This is a genomic window from Arthrobacter sp. P1_D4, assembly GCF_056406115.1.
This window is the reverse complement of sequence record NZ_JBFUAU010000008.1, coordinates 134,461-153,658: the sequence shown is the minus strand read 5'-3', so window position 1 is coordinate 153,658 and position 19,198 is coordinate 134,461. Positions and strand designations below refer to the sequence as shown.

At 67.3% G+C, this 19,198-nt stretch carries 19 protein-coding genes; 7 read left to right on the top strand and 12 right to left on the bottom strand.

What is annotated here, in order from left to right; translation table 11 throughout:
- Positions 1-3: 3 nt before the first annotated feature.
- Positions 4-1,611 carry a carboxyl transferase domain-containing protein gene (locus AC1D0A_RS09385; RefSeq protein ID WP_243179619.1) on the bottom strand — a complete coding sequence of 536 codons (1,608 nt, stop codon included), beginning with the start codon at positions 1,609-1,611 and terminating at the stop codon, positions 4-6.
- A 118-nt stretch (positions 1,612-1,729) separates the two neighbouring features.
- On the opposite strand from AC1D0A_RS09385, the gene AC1D0A_RS09380 reads away from it, so the two are divergent.
- A complete protein-coding gene (locus AC1D0A_RS09380; RefSeq protein WP_476945660.1) occupies positions 1,730-2,428 on the top strand; it encodes an SACE_7040 family transcriptional regulator in 699 nt (232 codons plus the stop codon).
- 115 nt (positions 2,429-2,543) lie between these two features.
- On the opposite strand, the gene AC1D0A_RS09375 is transcribed toward AC1D0A_RS09380, so the two are convergent.
- From AC1D0A_RS09375 to pdhA, 3 genes are read right to left on the bottom strand one after another with little or no spacing between them, the layout of a single operon-like run.
- Complete coding sequence (locus AC1D0A_RS09375; RefSeq protein WP_476945659.1) at positions 2,544-3,962, bottom strand: dihydrolipoamide acetyltransferase family protein; 1,419 nt, start codon at positions 3,960-3,962, stop codon at positions 2,544-2,546.
- Positions 3,959-4,969: an alpha-ketoacid dehydrogenase subunit beta gene (locus AC1D0A_RS09370; protein WP_476945658.1), complete on the bottom strand. Its 1,011-nt coding sequence runs from the start codon at positions 4,967-4,969 to the stop codon at positions 3,959-3,961. Before AC1D0A_RS09370 ends, AC1D0A_RS09375 begins: the two co-directional genes overlap by 4 nt.
- Positions 4,969-6,147, bottom strand: coding sequence for a pyruvate dehydrogenase (acetyl-transferring) E1 component subunit alpha (gene pdhA, locus AC1D0A_RS09365; RefSeq protein ID WP_374706662.1), 1,179 nt, complete (start codon positions 6,145-6,147; stop codon positions 4,969-4,971). Before pdhA ends, AC1D0A_RS09370 begins: the two co-directional genes overlap by 1 nt.
- 195 nt (positions 6,148-6,342) lie before the next feature.
- Here pdhA and AC1D0A_RS09360 point away from each other — a divergent pair, with 195 nt between their 5' ends.
- Positions 6,343-6,816 (top strand): Lrp/AsnC family transcriptional regulator, encoded by a 474-nt coding sequence (locus tag AC1D0A_RS09360; protein ID WP_026266622.1) that lies wholly within the window; start codon positions 6,343-6,345, stop codon positions 6,814-6,816.
- 135 nt (positions 6,817-6,951) lie between these two features.
- Entirely contained in the window at positions 6,952-7,635 is a 684-nt protein-coding gene (locus AC1D0A_RS09355; protein WP_476945657.1) for a hypothetical protein, read from the top strand.
- A gap of 88 nt (positions 7,636-7,723) precedes the next feature.
- Here the strand turns inward: AC1D0A_RS09355 and AC1D0A_RS09350 are convergent, their stop codons facing one another.
- Together AC1D0A_RS09350 and AC1D0A_RS09345 are read right to left on the bottom strand one after the other, a co-directional pair.
- Positions 7,724-9,340, bottom strand: a complete 1,617-nt coding sequence (locus AC1D0A_RS09350; RefSeq protein WP_026266623.1) for a solute symporter family protein — start codon at positions 9,338-9,340, stop codon at positions 7,724-7,726.
- Entirely contained in the window at positions 9,337-9,717 is a 381-nt protein-coding gene (locus AC1D0A_RS09345) for a DUF485 domain-containing protein (protein WP_026538258.1), read from the bottom strand. Before AC1D0A_RS09345 ends, AC1D0A_RS09350 begins: the two co-directional genes overlap by 4 nt.
- A 218-nt stretch (positions 9,718-9,935) precedes the next feature.
- Between AC1D0A_RS09345 and AC1D0A_RS09340 the strand changes: the two genes are divergently transcribed.
- The 4 genes from AC1D0A_RS09340 (at position 9,936) to AC1D0A_RS09325 (ending at position 13,909) form a co-directional block, all read left to right on the top strand.
- Positions 9,936-11,153 (top strand): sensor histidine kinase, encoded by a 1,218-nt coding sequence (locus AC1D0A_RS09340; RefSeq protein WP_243179624.1) that lies wholly within the window; start codon positions 9,936-9,938, stop codon positions 11,151-11,153.
- Between the two features lie 90 nt (positions 11,154-11,243).
- Positions 11,244-11,963 (top strand): LytR/AlgR family response regulator transcription factor, encoded by a 720-nt coding sequence (locus AC1D0A_RS09335; RefSeq protein ID WP_243179625.1) that lies wholly within the window; start codon positions 11,244-11,246, stop codon positions 11,961-11,963.
- Positions 11,960-12,367, top strand: coding sequence for a DUF485 domain-containing protein (locus AC1D0A_RS09330; protein ID WP_243179626.1), 408 nt, complete (start codon positions 11,960-11,962; stop codon positions 12,365-12,367). The genes AC1D0A_RS09335 and AC1D0A_RS09330 overlap by 4 nt, the downstream gene beginning before the upstream one ends.
- A gap of 66 nt (positions 12,368-12,433) precedes the next feature.
- Positions 12,434-13,909, top strand: a complete 1,476-nt coding sequence (locus AC1D0A_RS09325; protein WP_476945656.1) for a sodium/solute symporter — start codon at positions 12,434-12,436, stop codon at positions 13,907-13,909.
- A gap of 123 nt (positions 13,910-14,032) precedes the next feature.
- Here AC1D0A_RS09325 and AC1D0A_RS09320 read toward each other — a convergent pair whose 3' ends face one another.
- The 6 genes from AC1D0A_RS09320 to rpsB all read right to left on the bottom strand — a co-directional run bounded on the left by AC1D0A_RS09320 (position 14,033) and on the right by rpsB (position 19,075).
- Complete coding sequence (locus AC1D0A_RS09320; protein WP_043434151.1) at positions 14,033-14,659, bottom strand: DivIVA domain-containing protein; 627 nt, start codon at positions 14,657-14,659, stop codon at positions 14,033-14,035.
- Positions 14,660-14,690: 31 nt separating this feature from the next.
- Positions 14,691-15,611, bottom strand: a complete 921-nt coding sequence (locus AC1D0A_RS09315; RefSeq protein WP_079551459.1) for a phosphatidate cytidylyltransferase — start codon at positions 15,609-15,611, stop codon at positions 14,691-14,693.
- Complete coding sequence (gene frr / locus AC1D0A_RS09310) at positions 15,611-16,168, bottom strand: ribosome recycling factor (RefSeq protein WP_018774548.1); 558 nt, start codon at positions 16,166-16,168, stop codon at positions 15,611-15,613. Before frr ends, AC1D0A_RS09315 begins: the two co-directional genes overlap by 1 nt.
- A 134-nt stretch (positions 16,169-16,302) precedes the next feature.
- On the bottom strand, positions 16,303-17,040 hold the full coding sequence (gene pyrH / locus AC1D0A_RS09305; protein ID WP_018774549.1) for a UMP kinase: 738 nt from the start codon (positions 17,038-17,040) through the stop codon (positions 16,303-16,305).
- A gap of 174 nt (positions 17,041-17,214) precedes the next feature.
- Positions 17,215-18,051 (bottom strand): translation elongation factor Ts, encoded by an 837-nt coding sequence (gene tsf / locus AC1D0A_RS09300; RefSeq protein WP_028275233.1) that lies wholly within the window; start codon positions 18,049-18,051, stop codon positions 17,215-17,217.
- 133 nt (positions 18,052-18,184) lie between these two features.
- Positions 18,185-19,075 carry a 30S ribosomal protein S2 gene (gene rpsB / locus AC1D0A_RS09295; protein WP_476945655.1) on the bottom strand — a complete coding sequence of 297 codons (891 nt, stop codon included), beginning with the start codon at positions 19,073-19,075 and terminating at the stop codon, positions 18,185-18,187.
- Positions 19,076-19,198 lie beyond the last annotated feature (123 nt).

Here is a 19,198-nt window from a genome sequence, read left to right as displayed (position 1 = left end):
GGCTCACATCCGGAAGAGGCCGAAGGAGGTCTCCGGCAGCGGGGCGCGGGAGACGACGTCGAGCGCCAGTCCCAGGACGGTGCGGGTGTCCGCGGGGTCGATCACGCCGTCGTCCCAGAGGCGGGCGGTGGAGTAGTAGGGGCTGCCCTGGTCCTCGTACTGGGCCTTGATGGGGGCCTTGAAGGCTTCCTCGTCCGCGGCGGACCATTCCTCGCCGCGGGCCTCGTACTGGTCCCGCTTCACGGTCGCGAGCACGCTGGAAGCCTGGTTGCCGCCCATCACGGAGATCCGCGACGCCGGCCACATCCACAGGAAGCGCGGGGAGTAGGCGCGTCCGCACATCGAGTAGTTCCCGGCGCCAAAGGACCCGCCGATCACGACGGTCAGCTTGGGCACGCGGGCGGTGGCGACGGCGGTGACCATCTTGGCGCCGTTCTTGGCGATGCCGCCCTGTTCGTAGTCCTTGCCGACCATGAAGCCGGAGAGGTTCTGCAGGAAGATCAGCGGGATCCCGCGCTGGTCGCACAGTTCGATGAAGTGGGCTCCCTTGAGGGAGGACTCGCTGAACAGCACGCCGTTGTTCGCCACGATGCCCACGGGGTGGCCGTGCAGCTTGGCGAAGCCCGTGACCAGGGTGGTGCCGTAGTTTTTCTTGAACTCGTGGAACCGGCTGCCGTCGACCAGCCGGGCGATGACCTCACGCACGTCGTACTGGGCGTTGACGTCCGTGGGCACGGCACCGTAGAGCTCATCCGGGTCGGCAACGGGCTCGACGGCGGTGTCCACGTCCCAGACGGGTGCGGCAGGCTTCGGCAGGGTGGAGACGATGTCGCGGACGATCTGGAGGGCATGCTCATCGTTCTCGGCCAGGTGGTCCGTGACCCCGGAAATCTTCGAGTGCACGTCGCCGCCGCCAAGTTCCTCCGCGGTCACGATTTCGCCGATCGCGGCCTTCACCAGCGGCGGGCCGCCCAGGAAGATGGTGCCCTGGTTGCGGACAATCACGGTCTCGTCGCTCATCGCCGGAACGTACGCGCCGCCGGCGGTGCAGGAGCCCATCACGGACGCGATCTGCGGGATCTTCGCCGCGGACATCCTCGCCTGGTTGAAGAAGATCCGGCCGAAGTGTTCCTTGTCCGGGAAGACCTCGTCCTGCTTGGGCAGGAACGCCCCGCCGGAGTCCACGAGGTAGATGCAGGGCAGCCGGTTCTCCAGCGCGATTTCCTGCGCGCGGAGGTGCTTCTTCACTGTCATCGGATAGTAGGTGCCGCCCTTGACTGTGGCGTCGTTGGAAATGACCAGCACCTGGCGGCCGTGCACCAGCCCGATGCCGGCAATGACGCCTGCACCGGGCGAGTCGCCGTCGTACATGCCGTCCGCGGCCAGCGGGGCGATCTCCAGGAAGGGGCTGCCGTCGTCGAGCAGCTGGTCAATGCGCTCGCGCGGCAGGAGCTTGCCGCGCGCCACGTGGCGTTCCCGGGACTTCGCGGGCCCGCCCAGCGCGGCGGTGGCGAGCCGTTCCCTCAGCTCGCCGGCCAGCCCCAGTTGGGCCTCCCGGTTCGCGGCGTAGGCGGTGCTCGTCGCATCCACCCGGCTGGCGATTGTCTCCATTGACTGCTTCCGTTCCCTGACCTGCGCGGACTTGCGCGCCCGAGCGGCAACTCAGGCCGCCCGACTATTTCGGTTAGTACCGCATAACTGAGATTTAGGTTAGTCTCTATTAACTGTGATGTCCAACACAGGGATCATTTTGCAACGAGGGGATGCGCCGGTGACCGAGCCCAGCCAGACTGCCCAGCTTCCGTCAACCCAGGCAGCCTCAACGCAGCGCAGCCAGGCGAAGGCGAACAGGCGGCAGGCCCTCCTGTCCGCCGCCGCTGCGCTCTTTGCCCTGGAGGGCTTCAACCGCGTTTCCCTGGAGGATCTCGGGGCCGCGGCCGGCGTCAGCGGACCGGCGGTCTACCGTCACTTCGCCGGCAAGCAGGCCGTCCTCGGCGCCCTGCTGCTCAGTGTCAGCCAGGACCTGCTCGACGGCGGCCGCAAGGTAGTGGCCGATTCCGACGGCGATCTGGCGGCGTTGGGCGGGCTGGTGGCCTTCCACGTCGACTTTGCCCTGAGCAACCCGGACGTCATCCGGGTCCAGGACCAGGACTTCAGCAACCTGGCCGGCGAGGACCAGGCCGAGGTCCGCACGCTTCAGCGCAACTACGTTGAACTCTGGGTGGACGTGCTGGCCGGACTGCACGAGGGTAGGGAGGCCGCCGAACTGCGGATGCGCGCGCACGCCACGTTCGGGCTGATCAATTCGACCCCGCACTCGGTGCGCAGCCACGGACGCCGGATCGGCGTCCGCCGCGCCAGGCCGCTGCTGGAAAGCATGGCGCTGGCCGCGCTCCTGGCACCGGCCCCCACCGAGCCGCTCAGCTAAGCAACTCCCCGGTCCCGGGCGCCCTCCCGGGTCCGCGGGTCGGCCCCGCACACCACGAAGCTGCCGGCCGCCCCTTCCTTTCGGACGGGGCAGCCGGCAGCTGTGTCGCAGGGACCTAGACCATCGCGAGGACCATGCCCGGATCGGCCAGCATGGCCCCGAGGTCCTGGAGGAACCGCGAGCCCTGCTCGCCGTCGACCAGCCGGTGGTCGAAGGACAGGCTGAGCGTCATGACCTGGCGCAGCGCGACCTCGTCCTTGTACTCCCACGGCATCTTCCGGACCGCGCCGAGGGCCAGGATGGCTGCCTCGCCCGGATTCAGGATGGGCGTGCCGGCGTCAATGCCGAAGACGCCGATGTTCGTGATGGAGATCGTGCCGCCGGAGAGCGCCTCAGGGCTTGTCTTCCCGGCCCGGGCCGTGTCCGTCAGTTCCGTCAGGGCCGAGGAGAGATCCATGAGGGACATCCGGTCCGCGTCCTTGATGTTCGGAACGGTCAGCCCCCGCGGGGTCGCAGCCGCGATGCCCAGGTTCACGTAGTTGAACTGGACGATCTCCTGGTTGGCCTCGTCCCACCGGGCGTTGAGGGTCGGGTGGTTGCGCAACGCAATCAGCACGGCCTTGGACACGAGTGTCAGCGGGGTGAGCTTGTACCCGGCGAACGCGCGGCTGGCCTTGAGCCGTGCCAGCAGCTCCATCGTGGGCGTAACGTCGACGGTCAGGAACTCGGTGACGTGCGGCGCAGTGAAGGCACTGGCCACCATGGCAGCCGCGGTGAACTTCCGTACGCCCTTGATCGGCGTGCGGGTCTCGCGCTCGCCCGGGGCCTGGACAAGCCATGCGGCCTGCGCCGTCGCACCGGCGGGTTCCTGGGCGGCCGTGGGCAGGTCCCCGCCGCCGACGAAGTTCAGCACATCGTCGCGGGTGATGAGCCCGCGCTCCCCGGTACCGGTCACGGCCTCGAGGTCGACGCCGAGATCCTTGGCCAGCTTGCGCACCGGAGGCGTGGACCGCGGGCGCTCCCCCGGCGACATGTCGCCAGCTGTGGTTGCGGCCGGCGAGGTTTCGACCGGCTGGGTTTCGGCCGGCCCAGCAGCACGGACCGGTGCCACCGGCTCGGCCGCGACGGCCGGAGGGGCCGCCGGGGCCGCGAAGGTGCGGGCGCGGCGGGCCGGCCGACCGGAGGCTTCCAGGACGGCGCCATAGCCCACGAGGTTCGGCTCACGCTTGCCGGCGGCGGCCCCGTCCGCACCGGCACCGGCGGAACCGGCGGCGCCGTCGTCGCCCTCGATCTCGAAGGAGACGATCGGCTTCCCGACTTCAACAACGGTGCCGGGCTGTTCGTGCAGGGCCGCGACAACGCCGGCAAACGGCGAGGGCAGCTCGACGACGGCCTTGGCCGTCTCTACCTCGGCGATGATCTGGTTGAGGGTGACGGTATCCCCTACCGCGACCTTCCAGGCGACGATTTCCGATTCCGTCAGTCCCTCGCCGAGGTCCGGGAGCCTGAATTCCTTGATCATGGTGGCGCTCATCCTTCCAGCCCGCTGAGGGAGTTGGGGCGGCCGAGGGCACGGTCGACGCCGTCGAGAATCCTGTCAAGGCCCGGCAGGTGGTGCATTTCCAGCTTGGAGTAAGGGTAGGGAACATCGAAGCCGGTCACGCGGACGGGAGCGGCCTCGAGGTGGTAGAAGCAGCGCTCGGTGATGCTCGCGGCGACTTCGGCGCCGAGGCCGCCGGACTGGCTGGCCTCGTGCGTGATGACCAGACGGCCGGTTTTGCGGACCGAGGCCTCAAGGGTGGCGAAGTCCAGTGGTGCCAGCGAGCGCAGGTCGATGACCTCAACCGAGATGCCTTCGTCGGCGGCCGCCAGGGCGGCGTCGCGGGCGGTCTTGACGAGCGGGCCGTAGGCCACGAGGGTGACGTCCGTGCCCTCGGTGACAACGCGGGCCTTTTCCATGGACAAGGCAGAACTCAGGTCGACGCTCTCGTCCACCTCGCCCTTGTCGTGGTAGCGCCGCTTGGGCTCGAAGTACAGGACGGGATCGTCGGAGGCGATGGCCTGCTGGATCATTGTGTAGGCGTCCTGGGGGTTGGACACGCTGATCACGCGCAACCCCGAGGTGTGGGTGAAGTAGGCCTCGGGCGATTCCGAGTGGTGCTCCGGCGAGCCGATGCCGCCGCCGAAGGGCACGCGGATGGTGATGGGCATCTTGACGGCGCCCTGGGTGCGGTAGTGCATCTTGGCGACCTGGCTGACGATCTGGTCGAACGCCGGGTAGATGAAACCGTCGAACTGGATCTCCACCACCGGACGGCAGCCGCGGTATGCCAGGCCGACGGCGGTGCCCATGATGCCGGACTCGGCGAGCGGGGTGTCCACGACGCGGTGCTTCCCAAAGTCTTTCTGCAGCCCGTCCGTGACACGGAAGACGCCGCCAAGGGCGCCGATGTCCTCGCCCATCAGGACCACCTTGGGATCGTTTTCGAGGGACTTGCGCAGGCCCGAATTGATGGCTCGGGCAAAGGTCATCTGCGTCATCAGCGTGCACCTTCTTCAGAAGCGGCTTCTGCGGGATCGCCGAAAGAAGCCAGGTAACGGGAGTAGTGCTCCTGCTGGCGGTCCAGCCAGGAGTTGGGCGTGCTGTACACGTGCTTGAAGATATCCAGCGGCTGCGGCTCGGGCATGTTGATGGTCCCGGCCCGGAGTTCCTTGGCCACTGCGTCAGCTTGCGCGGCGACGGCGGCCTCAAGGTCCGCGGTCAGCAGTCCCTTGCGCTCGAGCAGCGACTTCATCCGGCTGATCGGGTCCTTGGCGGCCCAGTCCTCGAGTTCGTTGGCATCCCGGTAGCGGGTGGGGTCGTCCGCCGTCGTGTGCGGGCCCATCCGGTAGGTCACGGCCTCGATGAAGGTGGGGCCGCCGCCGCGCCGGGCACGGTCCAGGGCAATGCGGGTGGCTGCCATGACGGCGAGGACATCGTTGCCGTCTACCCGCATGCTGGGGATGCCGAAGCCTGAGGCGCGGTCCGCGAGCTGGATGTGGGACTGCAGCCGGACGGGTTCGGAAATGGCCCAGTGGTTGTTCTGGCAGATGAAGACGACAGGCGCCTGGAAGCTCGCGGCGAAGACCATGGCTTCGTTGACGTCGCCTTCGCTCGTGGCTCCGTCGCCGAAGTAGGCCACGGCGACGCAGTCGGCGCCGTCGTTCTGGATGCCCATGGCGTAGCCCGTGGCGTGCAGGCTCTGCGCACCGATGATGATCTGCTGGGTGGCAACGTTGACGGTGAACGGGTCCCAGCCGGCGGAGGCATTGCCCCGCCAGGCACGGACGAGGTCCTCCGGCTTCACTCCCCGGCAGTAGGCGACGCCGTTGTCGCGGTAGCTCGGGAAGACAAAATCGTCCTCGCGGAGGGCGCGGGCCGAGCCGATCTGGGATGCTTCCTGGCCGAGCAGTGGCGGCCACAGTGCCAGTTCGCCCTGCCGCTGGAGGGCCGTGGCTTCGGCATCGATCCGGCGGATGACCACCATGTCCTCATAGAGCGCGCAGAGCTGCTCATCGCTGACGTCCTGGAGCCAGGGATCGAACTCGGGATGGCTGATGCGCTCGCCCGCCGGGGTGATGAGCTGGACGAGGTCGCCGCCCGTCCGCCTCATAGAATTTTCACTGTTTCCGGGGCCCCCGGCGGCAATGCCGCCCTTGCCCGCGTCGTCGGTAAACACTGTTGTCCGCACCTTCTGACGTCGTCTGACCGGAACTCGCAGGACTCGTGATCCCGCGGCGCGCCAGCCGCCCGGGCGCCGTTGCCCCGGATAATTGTGACCCTACTCACAATGCTCATCGGGTACAACCACCCGCAAAAATATTGAGCATTATGCCCTGTTTGGCGTCCGTCAACCGTGCTAATCTTGCGCATTATGCAAACCTTGGATGGCACTGACACCCGCCTGCTTTCAGCCATGGCGCGGGACCCCCGGCGGACCGTGGTTGCCCTCGCCCAGAAGCTCGGACTCTCGCGCAATACGGTGCAGGCCAGGATGGCCCAGCTGGAGAAGAAGCACGTGTTCCTCTCCTTCGAGCGGCGGATCAACCCGGTGTCCCTGGGATACCCGCTGATGGCTTTCATCTCCGTCCACGTCCAGCAGCAGAAGCTCGGACCCCTCGCCGTCGAGCTCGCCGGGATTCCGGAAATCCTGGAGGGCTACGGCCTGACGGGCTCGGCCGATCTGCTCCTGCGGGTGGTGGCGCTCGACGCCGAGGACCTGTTCCGGATCAACGGCAAGATACTGGCGTGCGACGGCGTGGACCGGACCGATACCGCACTGGCGATGGGCGAGCTGATCCCGTTCCGGATCCAGCCCCTGCTGGAGCGCGGATCCGCCGATAACTGATCCGCTTTTCATCTGTGCCGTGGGCGGCCGCGGCGCTAGGCTGTGTCCGTTGGGTCCCCCTGAGTCCTTGGGTCTGCGCACGCGGCCCAGTGCAACAGGCAGTGGCTTGTCTGGACTGCCGGAAAGGCTTGAACCGTGAGCAGTCCCGAGGAACCACACCGCCCGGTACCGCCGCAGCCCGGGCATGAGCCTGCAGCCGGCCACCCGGCGCCCGGCCAGCCGCCCGTTCCGTACTACGCCCCGCCGCCCGGGCCCCCCGCCGACGCCGCGGTGCCCAACTACGCGGCACCCAGCTACCCGCCACCCGCGACCGGCGCGGCTCCCAGCTACCCGCCACCCGGCGGCGGCGCACCTCCGTACTACGGCGGGCCGGGGCAGCCGCCCCCGAAAAAGAGCCGCAAGGCCCTGTGGATTGTCCTCGGGATCGTCGGCGGTGTGCTCCTGCTGGTGAGTGCCGGCGTCGTCGTCCTGCTCAACGTGGTGGGCGGAGCCACCAACCAGGCACGGGGCATCGCGGACGATTTCACGAAGCTGATCATCGCCGGCGAGGTCAGCACCGCCTACGAGAAGTACCTGGATCCGGCCCTCATGCGTAAGATTTCCCCGGAAGAGTTCGCCGCGGGCGTGCAGAGCCTGGAGCTTGACGGCAGCTGCAAACCGAACTTTTCAACCCTCAACGTCAGCTCCAACAACGGCTCCAACGCCGCCGACGTCGCCGGAACGATCGACTGCGACACGAAAAGCGTGGAACTGGCCTACCGCTTCGAGGGCCACGATGAACTGAAGATGGTGAACATTCGGCTGAGGCCCCAGCGCTGACCTCGGAAAACTCAGTCCAAGCTGGCGCCCATCCATGGGAGAAGCTCCCGTGCTGCTGCACGGGAGCTTCTCTGTTGGTGCGGCCTTTCTAGTGGTTGGTAGCCTTCTCGGCGCCCACCCCGGTCAGGGAACGGACCTCCATTTCGGCCTGCTTTGTGGCGTCTTCCTTCCGCTTGTCCAGGACGGTGCCCAGCCAGCCCAGGAAGAACGCGAGCGGGATGGAGACGATGCCCGGGTTGCTCAGCGGGAAGATGGCGAAGTTGGCGCCGGGGATCATCGACGTCTTGGCCCCGGAAACCACCGGGGAGAGCGCAATCAGGATGATGGCCGCGGACAATCCGCCGTACATGCTCCACAGGGCTCCCTGGGTGGTGAACCGGCGCCAGAACAGCGAGTAGAGGATGGTCGGAAGGTTGGCGGAGGCAGCCACGGCGAAGGCGAGCGCCACGAGGAACGCGACATTTTGTCCGTTGGCGAAGATGCCGCCGGCGATGGCCAGCAGCCCGATCACCACCACGGTGCGGCGGGCAACCTTGACCTCGGTGGCGGCGTCGGCTTTCCCCTTGGCGATGACGCTGGCGTAGATGTCGTGTGCGAAGGATGCCGCCGCGGTGATCGTCAGGCCGGCGACGACGGCCAGGATGGTCGCGAAGGCCACCGCCGAGATGAAGCCCAGGAGCAGCGGACCGCCGAGGTGGAAGGCGAGCAGCGGCGCGGCCGAGTTGACGCCGCCCGGGGCGGCCTTGATGGTGTCGGCACCCACCAGCGCAGCTGCGCCGTAGCCCAGGACCAGGGTGAACAGGTAGAAGATGCCGATGAGCCAGATGGACCACACCACGGACTTTCGGGCTTCCTTTGCGGTCGGAACCGTGTAGAAGCGCATCAGCACGTGCGGCAGGGCTGCGGTGCCGAGTACCAGGGCCAGGCCGAGGGACAGGAAGTCGACCTTGGAGGTCTCGGTCTTGCCGTACTGCAGTCCCGGGTTGAGCAGGTTCGGGTTGCCCGAGGTTTCCACCGCGCCGCCCAGCAGGTCCGAGAGGTTGAAGCCGTAGATCGCGAGGACCCAGAAGGTCATGACAGCGGCTCCGGCGATCAGGAGCATGGCCTTGATGATCTGCACCCAGGTGGTGCCCTTCATGCCGCCGATCAGGACGTACATGATCATCAGGGCGCCGACGACGATGATCACCAGGGCTTGTCCGCCCCAGTCGCTGATGCCCAGGAGCAGCGAGATGAGGCTGCCGGCACCGGCCATCTGGGCCAGCAGGTAGAAGAAGCAGACGGCCAGCGTGGAGATGGCCGCCGCGATGCGCACGGGGCGCTGCTTGAGCCGGAAGGAGAGGACATCGGCCATGGTGAACTTGCCGGTGTTGCGGAGCAGTTCGGCGACAAGCAGCAAGGCGACGAGCCAGGCGACGAGGAAGCCGATGGAGTACATGAAGCCGTCGTAGCCGTTGATGGCGATGGCTCCGGTGATGCCGAGGAAGGACGCTGCGGAGAGGTAGTCGCCGGCGATGGCGGTGCCGTTCTGCGGGCCTGTGAAGGAACGTCCGGCGGCGTAGTAGTCGGCTGCCGTCTTGTTGTTGCGGCTGGCCCTGATCACGATGACCATGGTGATCGCGACGAAGAGGGCGAAGATGCCCATGTTCAGCAGGGTGGTGTCCTTGAGATCCGCAACGTTTACTGCGGGAACCATGAGTGTCATTTTGCTGTCCCCCCAACCGGGTTGCCGTGCTTGTCGAATTCGTGCCCCTCGATTTCCTGGCGGATCTCGGAGGCAATGGGGTCCAGCTTGCGGTTCGAATAGCTGACGTACCAGCCGGTGATCGCGAACGTGGAGACGAACTGCAGCAGGCCAAGGATCAGGCCGACGTTGATGTTGCCCCAAACCTTGATCGACATGAATCCCACCGCGTAGTCGGCCAGCAGGACATAGGCGAAGTACCAGAGCAGAAAGGCAATGGACAGCGGGAAGACAAAGCTGCGGTGACGTGTGCGCAGTTCCTGGAACTGCTCCGTCGACTGGACTTCCTTGAAGTCCACGGCCGCCGCAGCGTCCGTTTCTTGGGCGTCGTGACCCATCGGTTCCTCCTCATTGAGACTGGTGAGTCCACACCGGCTGCCGTGGTCTGCGCGGGACGCGCCCTGCAACCCATCCTGCTGATGTGACTGCAATCACTGTGCACTGTGGCGCGGGTTACCTGCCACAGCCGGGGCGGCCTGCGTCGCTCAGCGGTCCCGACGCTGCGCCAAACGGCGCCCCCGGCCGCCGAAAGGAACCCCGGCGGTAGGCTGGCACCATGCCGGATTCTCCCCTGCTCACCGCCGCCGCCGTCGCGGTGATTGCCCTGGCGATCGCTGCCGTCGTCGCCGTGGGACTCAAGGTCCTCCGGTCCTTCCGCGATCTCGGCACCGATGCGGAGCGGGCCACCTACCAGACGCTGCATGCCGCATCCCGTGCCGGCCAGCACCTGAGGACCGGCCTAAACCCGGCCGGCGCGGCCAAGGCCAGCAAACAGCTGCGCAGCCTCCTGGGCTGTGACGCCCTGGCCATCACGGATACAACCGGCGTGCTCGCGTGGGACGGCGCCGGCGAGGAACTCAAACCTGCCCTGATGGGGCTCGCGTCTAAAGTGTTCGAAGGCGGCCACCTCGCCGTCATTCCGGCGGGCGAACTCCAGCTCCTGGCCGCCGGCGACGGCGGCGTGACGCTGGCGCCGGAGGTGGAGCGCGCCGTCGTGATCGCCCCGATCAAAACCGGCGCGCGTGTGGTGGGTGTGGTGGCCGCCTTCGCGCCGGCCGCCGGCGCCGGACTGGTCCGCGCCACCGGCGAGGTGGCTGACTGGGTGGCCACCCAGGTGGAACTCGCCGAGCTCGACGCCTCCCGCACCCTCCTGATGGAGGCGGAAGTCCGGGCCCTCCGCGCCCAGATCAGCCCGCACTTCATTTACAACTCGCTGAACGCGATCGCCTCCTTCATCAACACGGATCCGGTCCGGGCGCGCGAGCTCGTGGTGGAGTTCGCCGATTTCACCCGCTACTCCTTCCGCCGCCACGGCGACTTCACCACCCTGGCCGAGGAACTGCGCTGCATCGACCGCTACCTGCTCCTGGAACGGGCCCGCTTTGGCGACCGCGTGCAGGTCAGCCTGCGGATCGCTCCGGAGGTCCTGAGCACGGTGATTCCCTTCCTGAGCCTGCAGCCGCTGGTGGAAAACGCGGTCCGGCACGGCCTTGAGGCCAAGGAGGGCCCGGGGCACATCTCCATCACGGCGAACGACTCGGGGGCGTTCGCGGAGGTGACGATCGAGGACGACGGCGTGGGCATGGACCCGGACCAGCTCCGCTCCGTCCTTGCCGGGCACAGCGACGGCGACCACGTCGGATTGCGCAACGTCGACGCCCGCCTGCGGCAGGTCTACGGGGACGAGAACGGCCTCGTGATCGAGACGGCACCGGGCGAGGGCACCCTGATCACGATGCGCGTCCCCAAGTCCCAGCCCCGGCACGACGCCTGATTTCCGGTCGGTTCCCGGCGGTGTCGTGCCCGGCGGCAGTTGGCTGACGGGCTGAGCCGGCCACAATGGCCGCGGCAGTAGGCTAGTGGCATGATTAACGTCCTCGTCGCCGACGACGAGCTCCCCGCCGTTGAGGAACTGGCTTTCCTGCTCGGCAGGGATGACCGGATCGGCACTATCCACCGCGCTTCCTCGGGCGCCGAGGCCCTGCGGGCACTGGAGGCCGAAGAAGTCGATGTCATCTTCCTCGACATCCACATGCCGGCGCTGTCCGGGCTGGACATTGCCCGGGTCATCTCCCGCAGCGCCCACCCGCCCGCCGTGGTCTTCGTCACCGCGGACGAGGACTGCGCGCTGGAGGCCTTCGAGCTCGCGGCTGTGGACTACCTCCTCAAGCCCGTGCGCGCCGATCGGCTGGCGAAGTCGATCGGCCGGATCAGCGAGCTGCTCAAGGACGGCGCGCCGGCCCCGGAAATGATCACCGTGGACCTCGGCGGGACCACCAAGATGATCCGGCGCGAGGACGTGACGTACGTCCAGGCGCAGGGCGATTATGCACGGCTGCACACGGCGGAGGCCAGCTACCTCATCAGGGTTCCGCTGGCCGACCTAGAGCAGCAGTGGGCCGACGCCGGGTTCCTGCGCATCCACCGCTCGTACCTGACCGCCTTGGGCCACATCAGCCACATGAAGCTCGCCGCGGCGAGGCCCAGTGTCACCGTGGCCGGGGCCGAACTGCCCATCAGCCGCAGGCACCTCCCGGCGGTCCGGGAAAAGCTCGAAGCAAGCCGTATCCGGCCGCAGGCATGACGCGGGTCCGGGTCACGGCGCCGCGCAGCGTCACTTCGGGAAGTGTCACACCGGGAAGTGCCGCATCGGGCAGCGCCGCCCTGACCGGCGGGCGCTCTGCGGCGGCCTCACAGGAGGCGGCAGAGGAATCCGACGCCGGGCAGCTGTTCGTCCGCTCCCTCATCCGGTCCCAGCTCCGGCTGGGCCTCGTGGTGGCCCTGGGATTCCTGCTGATCATGCTCGCCTTCCCGCTTGTGCTGGGGCTGGTCCCGGGCCTTGCGCACTCCACCATTGCAGGCCTGCCATTCGACTGGGTCCTGCTGGGTGCCGGCATCTATCCGGTGATCGGTCTCAGTGCCTGGCTGTATGTGCGGACCGCGGCAAGGAACGAGGCCCGCTACCGGGACCTCGCCGGCGACAAGTGAGGGACTGGTGAGGGCCCAGGTGAACGGCCCGGCGGGCGGCCACGCACGGGGCCGGGTGAGCGGAACGTGAACCCCGTCGTCGGGGTGGCGGCGTTCGCCGCCGTCTCGCTTGCCACGGCAGTCATCGGTTTCTACGGGCTGCGGATCTCGCGCACCACGGGAGACTTCTACGTGGCGTCCCGGACGGTCAAGCCGTGGTGGAACGCCTCGGCGATCGGCGGGGAGTACCTCTCGGCCGCCAGCTTCCTGGGGGTCGCAGGGCTGATCCTACTCTCCGGCACCGACGCCCTGTGGTATCCGGTGGGGTACACGGCCGGCTACCTGATGCTGCTCCTGTTCGTCGCCGCTCCCCTGCGCCGGTCCGGGGCCTACACGATTCCGGACTTCACCGAGGCGCGCCTCGATTCGCGTGCCGTCCGCCGCGTCACAAGCCTGGTGGTGGTCCTGGTCGGCTGGCTCTACATCGTCCCGCAGCTGCACGGCGCTGCCCTGGCCATCCGGATCACCACCGGGCTGCCGGCGTGGGTGGGCCCGGTGGCGGTGGTCGGCGTCGTCTGCTTCACCGTGGTGGCGGGCGGAATGCGCTCCATCACGTTTGTCCAGGCGTTTCAGTACTGGCTGAAGCTCACGGCGGTGGCGGTGCCCATCGTGTTCATGCTGCTGGCGCTGGGCGGCGGGGACTCCGCCGCGGCGGAGTTGCCGCCGCCCAGTACGGCCAACCCCACGGCGCTGGCGCCCGCGGGCCCCTACCAGATCATTTCGCTGCTGGTGGCCCTGCTCTTTGGCACGCTCGGGCTGCCGCACGTGCTGGTCCGTTTCTACACCAACCCGGACGGGCAGTCCGCCCGCCGGACCACCCTGATTGTCCTGGGCCTGCTGTCCGTCTTCTACTTGTTTCCGACGGCGTACGGCACGCTCGGCCGAGCGTTCGCCCCCGACCTTGCCCGGAGCGGCCAGGCTGATGCCCTGGTTCTGCTGCTGCCCGGCCGGATGATTGGCGGGGTGGCCGGCGACTTGCTGACGGCGCTTGTGGTGGCCGGAGCGTTCGGGGCGTTCCTGTCGACGACGTCCGGCCTGGTGGTCTCGCTGGCCGGCGTGATCAGCCAGGACGTGTTCGGCGGCAGTGTCCGGGGCTTCCGGCTGGCAGCTGTGGTCTCGGCCCTGGTCCCGCTGGGGATCGCCTCGATGACCGAATCGCAGGCATTGGCCGGCAGCGTGGGGCTTGTGTTTGCCTTTACCGCGTCCACGATCTGCCCGGTCCTGCTGCTGGGCATCTGGTGGCGGGGGCTGACGGACGCCGGGGCTATCGCGGGCATGGTGACCGGCGGCGTGCTCTGCGGCAGTGCGATGGTGGCCGGCTCGGTGCTGGGTGCTGCGCAGACGCCGTCGTGGCTGGCGCAGCCCGCCGCCTGGACGGTGCCGGCCGCGTTCGCCGTCACGATCCTGGTGTCCCGGGCCACGCGGGGCCGGGTGCCGCGGACAATGACACGGCTGATGACCCGGCTGCACACCCCTGAACGGCCGCTCGCGACGGAACGGTGACCCTGCCGTGCTGACCCGGGCGGGGCTCCGGCAACGCTGACCCTGCGGTCGCGATCCGGCGTCGGTGACCCGGGCGGGTGGTAGGCCGGTGGGGCTCCAGGCGTGGGTCCGCGCGGGGCGTGACTAGTCGATGGCCGCCATGAGCTCGACGGCGCGCTCCAGGAATGCGTCGACCTGGCTTTCCTCGTAGCCCTCCCGGCCCACTGCGGGACGGAACACGGCGCGCCGGACGTTGTCCACGCTCAGCGGCTGGTCCTCCTCGAGGTAGCCGATCAGCTCGTGGCAGAGGTCGTCGACGTCGGTGGTGTTGTAGCTGCGGGCCTTGGGCTTGGACGGGCGCCGGAAGCGCTGGCCGTCCGGGCGGTGCAGGCGCCCGCGCAGGACGCCCGCGAGCCGGCCGATTTCGCGCAGCCAGGCATCCTCGCCGCGTTCGGCAACGAGCTCATCGCGCTCGCGCCGGGCGAGGGCGTCTTCGAGCCGGTCCAGCGCGGCGTCCACGCCGGCGGCGGCGTAGCCGCCCTTCACGGGATCGAAGGACACGGAGCGGACGTCCGAGCTCTTGATGGCGCGGGAGGCCGAGGACGGAGCTTCGAATGACACCCGTGCGCGCTGCAGGAAATCGTCGACCTGCCTGGCGTTGTAGCCATACTGGTTCCGCTGCACGCGGTCAAAAGACGCAGGAATCTGCCGTTGAATGTCCACTGTTACTTTGTTCCTTTGATGCCGTTCGGCTGGTTTGCTCGGCACCATTCTAGGCGCCGGAAGTGCTGTTCCGGTGCTTCTAGGCGGCTGTGAGGGCCGAGAACAGGATGAACGCCACCGGCGAGGCGAAGACAATCGAGTCCAACCGGTCCATGACGCCTCCGTGTCCGGGGAGGATGCTGCTCATGTCCTTGATGCCGAGCTCGCGCTTGACCATGGATTCGGCGAGGTCGCCGGCAGTGGCGGCCGCCACCATGCCCACGGCGAGCACGACGCCGAACCACCACGGTTCGCCCAGCACGAAGATCATGGCGAGCACGCCCACGACGACGGCCCCGGCGATCGAGCCGGCGAAGCCTTCCCAGGTCTTCTTGGGGCTGATCTTGGGGGCCATCGGATGCTTGCCCAGGGAGGCGCCCACGAGGTAGCCGAAGGTGTCGTTGGCTACCACCAGGAGCAGCAGGGTCGCGATTTCCCACGCACCCGCCGGAATCACCCCGTCAGGCCACAGGCCTACCGGCGTCTCGCCGTCGGCGGTGTGCAGCAGCAGCGCCGCAAAGCTGATCAGGAACGGCACCCAGGACAGGGTGAAGACCCCTGCGAAAATGCTCCGCGCCGAACCGGCGGCGCCCTCCAGGGTCCGCCACAACAGCACCGCCACGCTGCTGACAAGCATGGCGAAGAGCAGGCTTTCGAGGCCGCCGAAGTAGGCGGCGATTGGCATGGCGACCGTGCCGACCATCACCGGCACGATCGGCAGGCGGGTGCCTGCGGCCTCCAGCGCACGGAAGATCTCCCAGACGCCGAAGATCGCAAAGGTGGCGGTCACCAGGACGAAGCCCAGCGGGAGGAACAGCAGGCCGCCGAGGACGCACACCAGCATGCCAACGCCCACCACCGTGGCGGCGGGCAGGTTCCGGCCCGCTTTGGGCGTTGGGTTCTCGCGCTGCTTCCCCCGCCTCCGGGCGCGCGGCCCGGAGGCCTCCTGTGCCTGATTCATCAGACCTCGAGCAGCTCAGCTTCCTTGCGCTTGAGCAGCTCGTCGATCCCGTCCACGTGTGCCTTGGTCATGGCGTCGAGTTCCTTCTCACCGCGCGCGCCTTCGTCTTCGCCGGCGTCGCCGTCCTTGACGAGCTTGTCCAGCGTTTCCTTGGCTTTGCGGCGGATGTTGCGGATGGACACCTTTGCGTCCTCGCCCTTGGACTTGACGATCTTGACGTATTCCTTGCGCCGTTCGGACGTCAGCTCGGGAATGGTGATCCGGATGACATTGCCGTCGTTGGACGGGTTGGCGCCGACCTCGGAGTCGCTGAGGGCACGTTCGATGTCGCGCAGGGCCGTCTTGTCGTACGGGGTGACGAGGATGGTGCGGGCATCCGGGACCGCAAAGGAGGCCAGCTGCTGCAGCGGCGTCGGCGTGCCGTAGTACTCGACGATGACCTTGTTGTACAGGCCAGGCGTCGCGCGGCCGGTCCGGATCGAGGCGAAGTCTTCCTTGGCTACCTCAACTGCCTTGTCCATCTTGTCCCCGGCTTCGAGCAAGGTTTCTTCGATCACGGTCTCTCCTCAGAAATTGGTGCGTCCCGGGGGCCGGGGCGCGGCACGTCTTCTTTGTGCGCCTGCCGTATGCCGCCGGGCGCTTTTGTCTTCCGCCTGGCGGCGGAAAGGTCCTGAAAACATCCTAGCCGTTGCTAGGGGGTGACGACGGTGCCCAGGTCTTCGCCCCGGATGGCGCGGGTGACGTTACCCTCGCCTTCCATGCCGAAGACCACCATTGTGAGGTTGTTGTCCTTGCACATGGTCATCGCGGTCTGGTCCATCACGCGGATGTCGCGGCGGAGGGCGTCGTCGTAGCTGAGGCGGTGCAGTTTCTCCGCCGTCGGATCCTTCTTCGGGTCGGCGGTGTAGACGCCGTCGACGCCGCTCTTGGCCATCAGGACGACGTCGGCGTGGACCTCCATGGCACGCTGGGCGGCCACGGTGTCAGTGGAGAAGTACGGCAGGCCGGCGCCGGCGCCGAAGATGACAACCCGGCCCTTTTCCATGTGGCGGATGGCGCGGCGGGGGATGTAGGCCTCGGCGACCTGGCCCATGGTGATGGCGCTCTGCACGCGCGTTTCCACCCCGGCCTGCTCAAGGAAGTCCTGGAGCGCGAGGCAGTTCATGACGGTTCCGAGCATGCCCATATAGTCGGCGCGGGAGCGGTCCATGCCGCTCTGGGACAGTTCGGCGCCGCGGAAGAAGTTGCCTCCGCCGACGACGATTGCGACCTCCACATCGGGAACTGCGGCGGCGATCTGCTTGGCCACGCCGCGGACGGTATCCGGGTCGACGCCCAGTTTCCCACCGCCGAAGACCTCGCCGGAGAGCTTCAAGAGGACGCGGCGCCTGTTCTTCTTTGGCTGGGCTGAAGTGGTGACGGTTTCCATGGTGCCTTCCCGTTGGTGAACTCTGAGTTAGGTTATCGTGCTGGGCGCCCAAGGAGGCATTCCGGCCGTGACCGGAAACGGTGCCTCACGGGTGCATGCAAAAGGGGTGGCCACCGTGGTGACCACCCCCTTAGCGTGTCTGGCTAGTGCCTGACTGGTGTCTGGCCAGTCTGACTAGGAACCGACGCGGAAGCGCGTGAAGGCAGTTGCCTTGACGCCGGCTTCTTCGAGGACCTGTGCGACAGACTTCTTGGCATCCTTGGCGAATGCCTGGTCAACGAGGACCTCGCCCTTGTAGAAGCCGGTAACGCGGCCTTCGACAATCTTGGTCATCGCAGCTTCGGGCTTGCCCTCGGCCTTGGCCGTTTCCTCGGCGATGCGGCGCTCGGACTCGACGAGATCGGCCGGAACGTCCTCACGGGTGAGGTAGTTCGGAGCCATGGCGGCGACGTGAACGGCGACGTCGTGGGCTGCGGTGGCAGCCGCTTCGCCTTCGCCGTCAACAGCGAACAGCACGCCGACCTGGGCCGGGAGGTCCTTGGAGGTCTTGTGCAGGTAAGCGTCGACCGTGGCGCCCTCGATGCGGGAGATGCGGCGGACAACAACCTTCTCGCCCAGAACGGCGCCCTCTTCGATGACGACCTCGGACAGCGGCTTGCCGTCGACCTCGGTGGCGAGCAGGGTCTCGAGGTCGGCAGCGCCGGACTCGACGGCCACAGCCAGGACCTTGTCGGCCAGCTGGATGAACTTGTCAGCCTTCGCGACGAAGTCGGTCTCGCAGTTGACTTCGATCATCACGCCGACGCCGTTGGCGACCTTGGCGGCAACCAGGCCTTCGGCGGTGGAGCGGCCTTCGCGCTTGGTGGCGCCTTTCAGGCCCTTGATGCGGATGATTTCGATGGCCTTCTCGGCGTCACCGTTGGCTTCGTCAAGAGCCTTCTTGACATCCATCATGCCGGCGCCAGTGCGCTCGCGCAGAGCCTTGATATCAGCGGCAGTGTAGTTCGCCATGTGAACCCCTCTGTCTAGAAATTTATGTGGTGTACGGACCGACAGGACGGCTGCTCACCGAGTGAGCGGCCATCCTGTCGGTACCCCCTATGCAGCTGAGCGCATGTGGGGAGATCCAGATTTACTTGTCTGACTACTTGGCTTCGTCGGCGGCCGGTGCTTCTTCAGCAGCTTCGGCGGCCGGAGCAGCTTCGGCGGCCGGTGCTTCTTCAGCAGCCGGTGCAGCCTCAGCGGCCGGCGCTGCAGCAGCTTCAGCCTTGTTGCCTTCGAGGAGCTCGCGCTCCCACTCGGCCAGCGGCTCTTCCGGAGCTTCCGTGGTGCCGGTGGCGCGCTGGTTACGGGCGATGAGGCCCTCAGCAACGGCGTCGGCGACAACGCGGGTCAGCAGGTTGACGGAGCGGATGGCGTCGTCGTTACCCGGGATCGGGAAGTCGACTTCGTCGGGATCGCAGTTGGTGTCCAGGATGGCCACAACCGGGATGTTCAGCTTCTTGGCCTCGTCGACAGCAAGGTGTTCCTTCTTGGTGTCAACGATCCACAGCGCGGACGGCGCCTTGGTCAGGTTGCGGATACCACCGAGGTTGGTTTCCAGCTTGGTGAGTTCGCGGCGAAGGAGCAGCAGTTCCTTCTTGGTGTAAGCCGAACCGGCGACGTCGTCGAAGTCGATCTCTTCGAGTTCCTTCATGCGCTGGATGCGCTTGGAGACCGTCTGGAAGTTGGTCAGCATACCGCCGAGCCAACGCTGGTTGACGTACGGCTGGCCAACGCGGGTGGCCTGCTCGGCGATGGATTCCTGCGCCTGCTTCTTGGTGCCGACGAAGAGAACGGTGCCGCCGTGTGCAACGGTGGCCTTCACGAACTCGTAGGCACGGTCGATGTAGGACAGCGACTGCTGCAGGTCAATGATGTAGATACCGTTGCGCTCCGTGAAGATGAAGCGCTTCATCTTCGGGTTCCAACGGCGGGTCTGGTGTCCAAAGTGGACGCCGCTGTCAAGCAGCTGGCGCATAGTTACGACGGGCATGCCGACGCTCCTTCCGGCAGGTCATTCATGAGAGAGCCCATGGCCCTCTTACCCTGCCAATAGTTGACGGTTGTTTAGCATTCGCCCGGGGCGGGCGTTGCTCCTGGCATCCACCGCGCTTCC

What these genes read in the sequence shown, in the direction of transcription:
- AC1D0A_RS09320 (WP_043434151.1), bottom strand. Translation starts at nt 14,659, where the DNA reads ATGGTGCCGAGCAAACCAGCCGAACGGCATCAAAGGAACAAAGTAACA.
- AC1D0A_RS09380 (WP_476945660.1), top strand. Translation starts at nt 1,730, where the DNA reads ATGTCCAACACAGGGATCATTTTGCAACGAGGGGATGCGCCGGTGACC.
- tsf (WP_028275233.1), bottom strand. Translation starts at nt 18,051, where the DNA reads ATGGCGAACTACACTGCCGCTGATATCAAGGCTCTGCGCGAGCGCACT.
- AC1D0A_RS09370 (WP_476945658.1), bottom strand. Translation starts at nt 4,969, where the DNA reads ATGACGCAGATGACCTTTGCCCGAGCCATCAATTCGGGCCTGCGCAAG.
- AC1D0A_RS09360 (WP_026266622.1), top strand. Translation starts at nt 6,343, where the DNA reads ATGCAAACCTTGGATGGCACTGACACCCGCCTGCTTTCAGCCATGGCG.
- AC1D0A_RS09350 (WP_026266623.1), bottom strand. Translation starts at nt 9,340, where the DNA reads ATGACACTCATGGTTCCCGCAGTAAACGTTGCGGATCTCAAGGACACC.
- AC1D0A_RS09335 (WP_243179625.1), top strand. Translation starts at nt 11,244, where the DNA reads ATGATTAACGTCCTCGTCGCCGACGACGAGCTCCCCGCCGTTGAGGAA.
- AC1D0A_RS09385 (WP_243179619.1), bottom strand. Translation starts at nt 1,611, where the DNA reads ATGGAGACAATCGCCAGCCGGGTGGATGCGACGAGCACCGCCTACGCC.
- AC1D0A_RS09330 (WP_243179626.1), top strand. Translation starts at nt 11,960, where the DNA reads ATGACGCGGGTCCGGGTCACGGCGCCGCGCAGCGTCACTTCGGGAAGT.
- AC1D0A_RS09345 (WP_026538258.1), bottom strand. Translation starts at nt 9,717, where the DNA reads ATGGGTCACGACGCCCAAGAAACGGACGCTGCGGCGGCCGTGGACTTC.
- AC1D0A_RS09315 (WP_079551459.1), bottom strand. Translation starts at nt 15,611, where the DNA reads ATGAATCAGGCACAGGAGGCCTCCGGGCCGCGCGCCCGGAGGCGGGGG.
- AC1D0A_RS09375 (WP_476945659.1), bottom strand. Translation starts at nt 3,962, where the DNA reads ATGAGCGCCACCATGATCAAGGAATTCAGGCTCCCGGACCTCGGCGAG.
- AC1D0A_RS09340 (WP_243179624.1), top strand. Translation starts at nt 9,936, where the DNA reads ATGCCGGATTCTCCCCTGCTCACCGCCGCCGCCGTCGCGGTGATTGCC.
- pyrH (WP_018774549.1), bottom strand. Translation starts at nt 17,040, where the DNA reads ATGGAAACCGTCACCACTTCAGCCCAGCCAAAGAAGAACAGGCGCCGC.
- rpsB (WP_476945655.1), bottom strand. Translation starts at nt 19,075, where the DNA reads ATGCCCGTCGTAACTATGCGCCAGCTGCTTGACAGCGGCGTCCACTTT.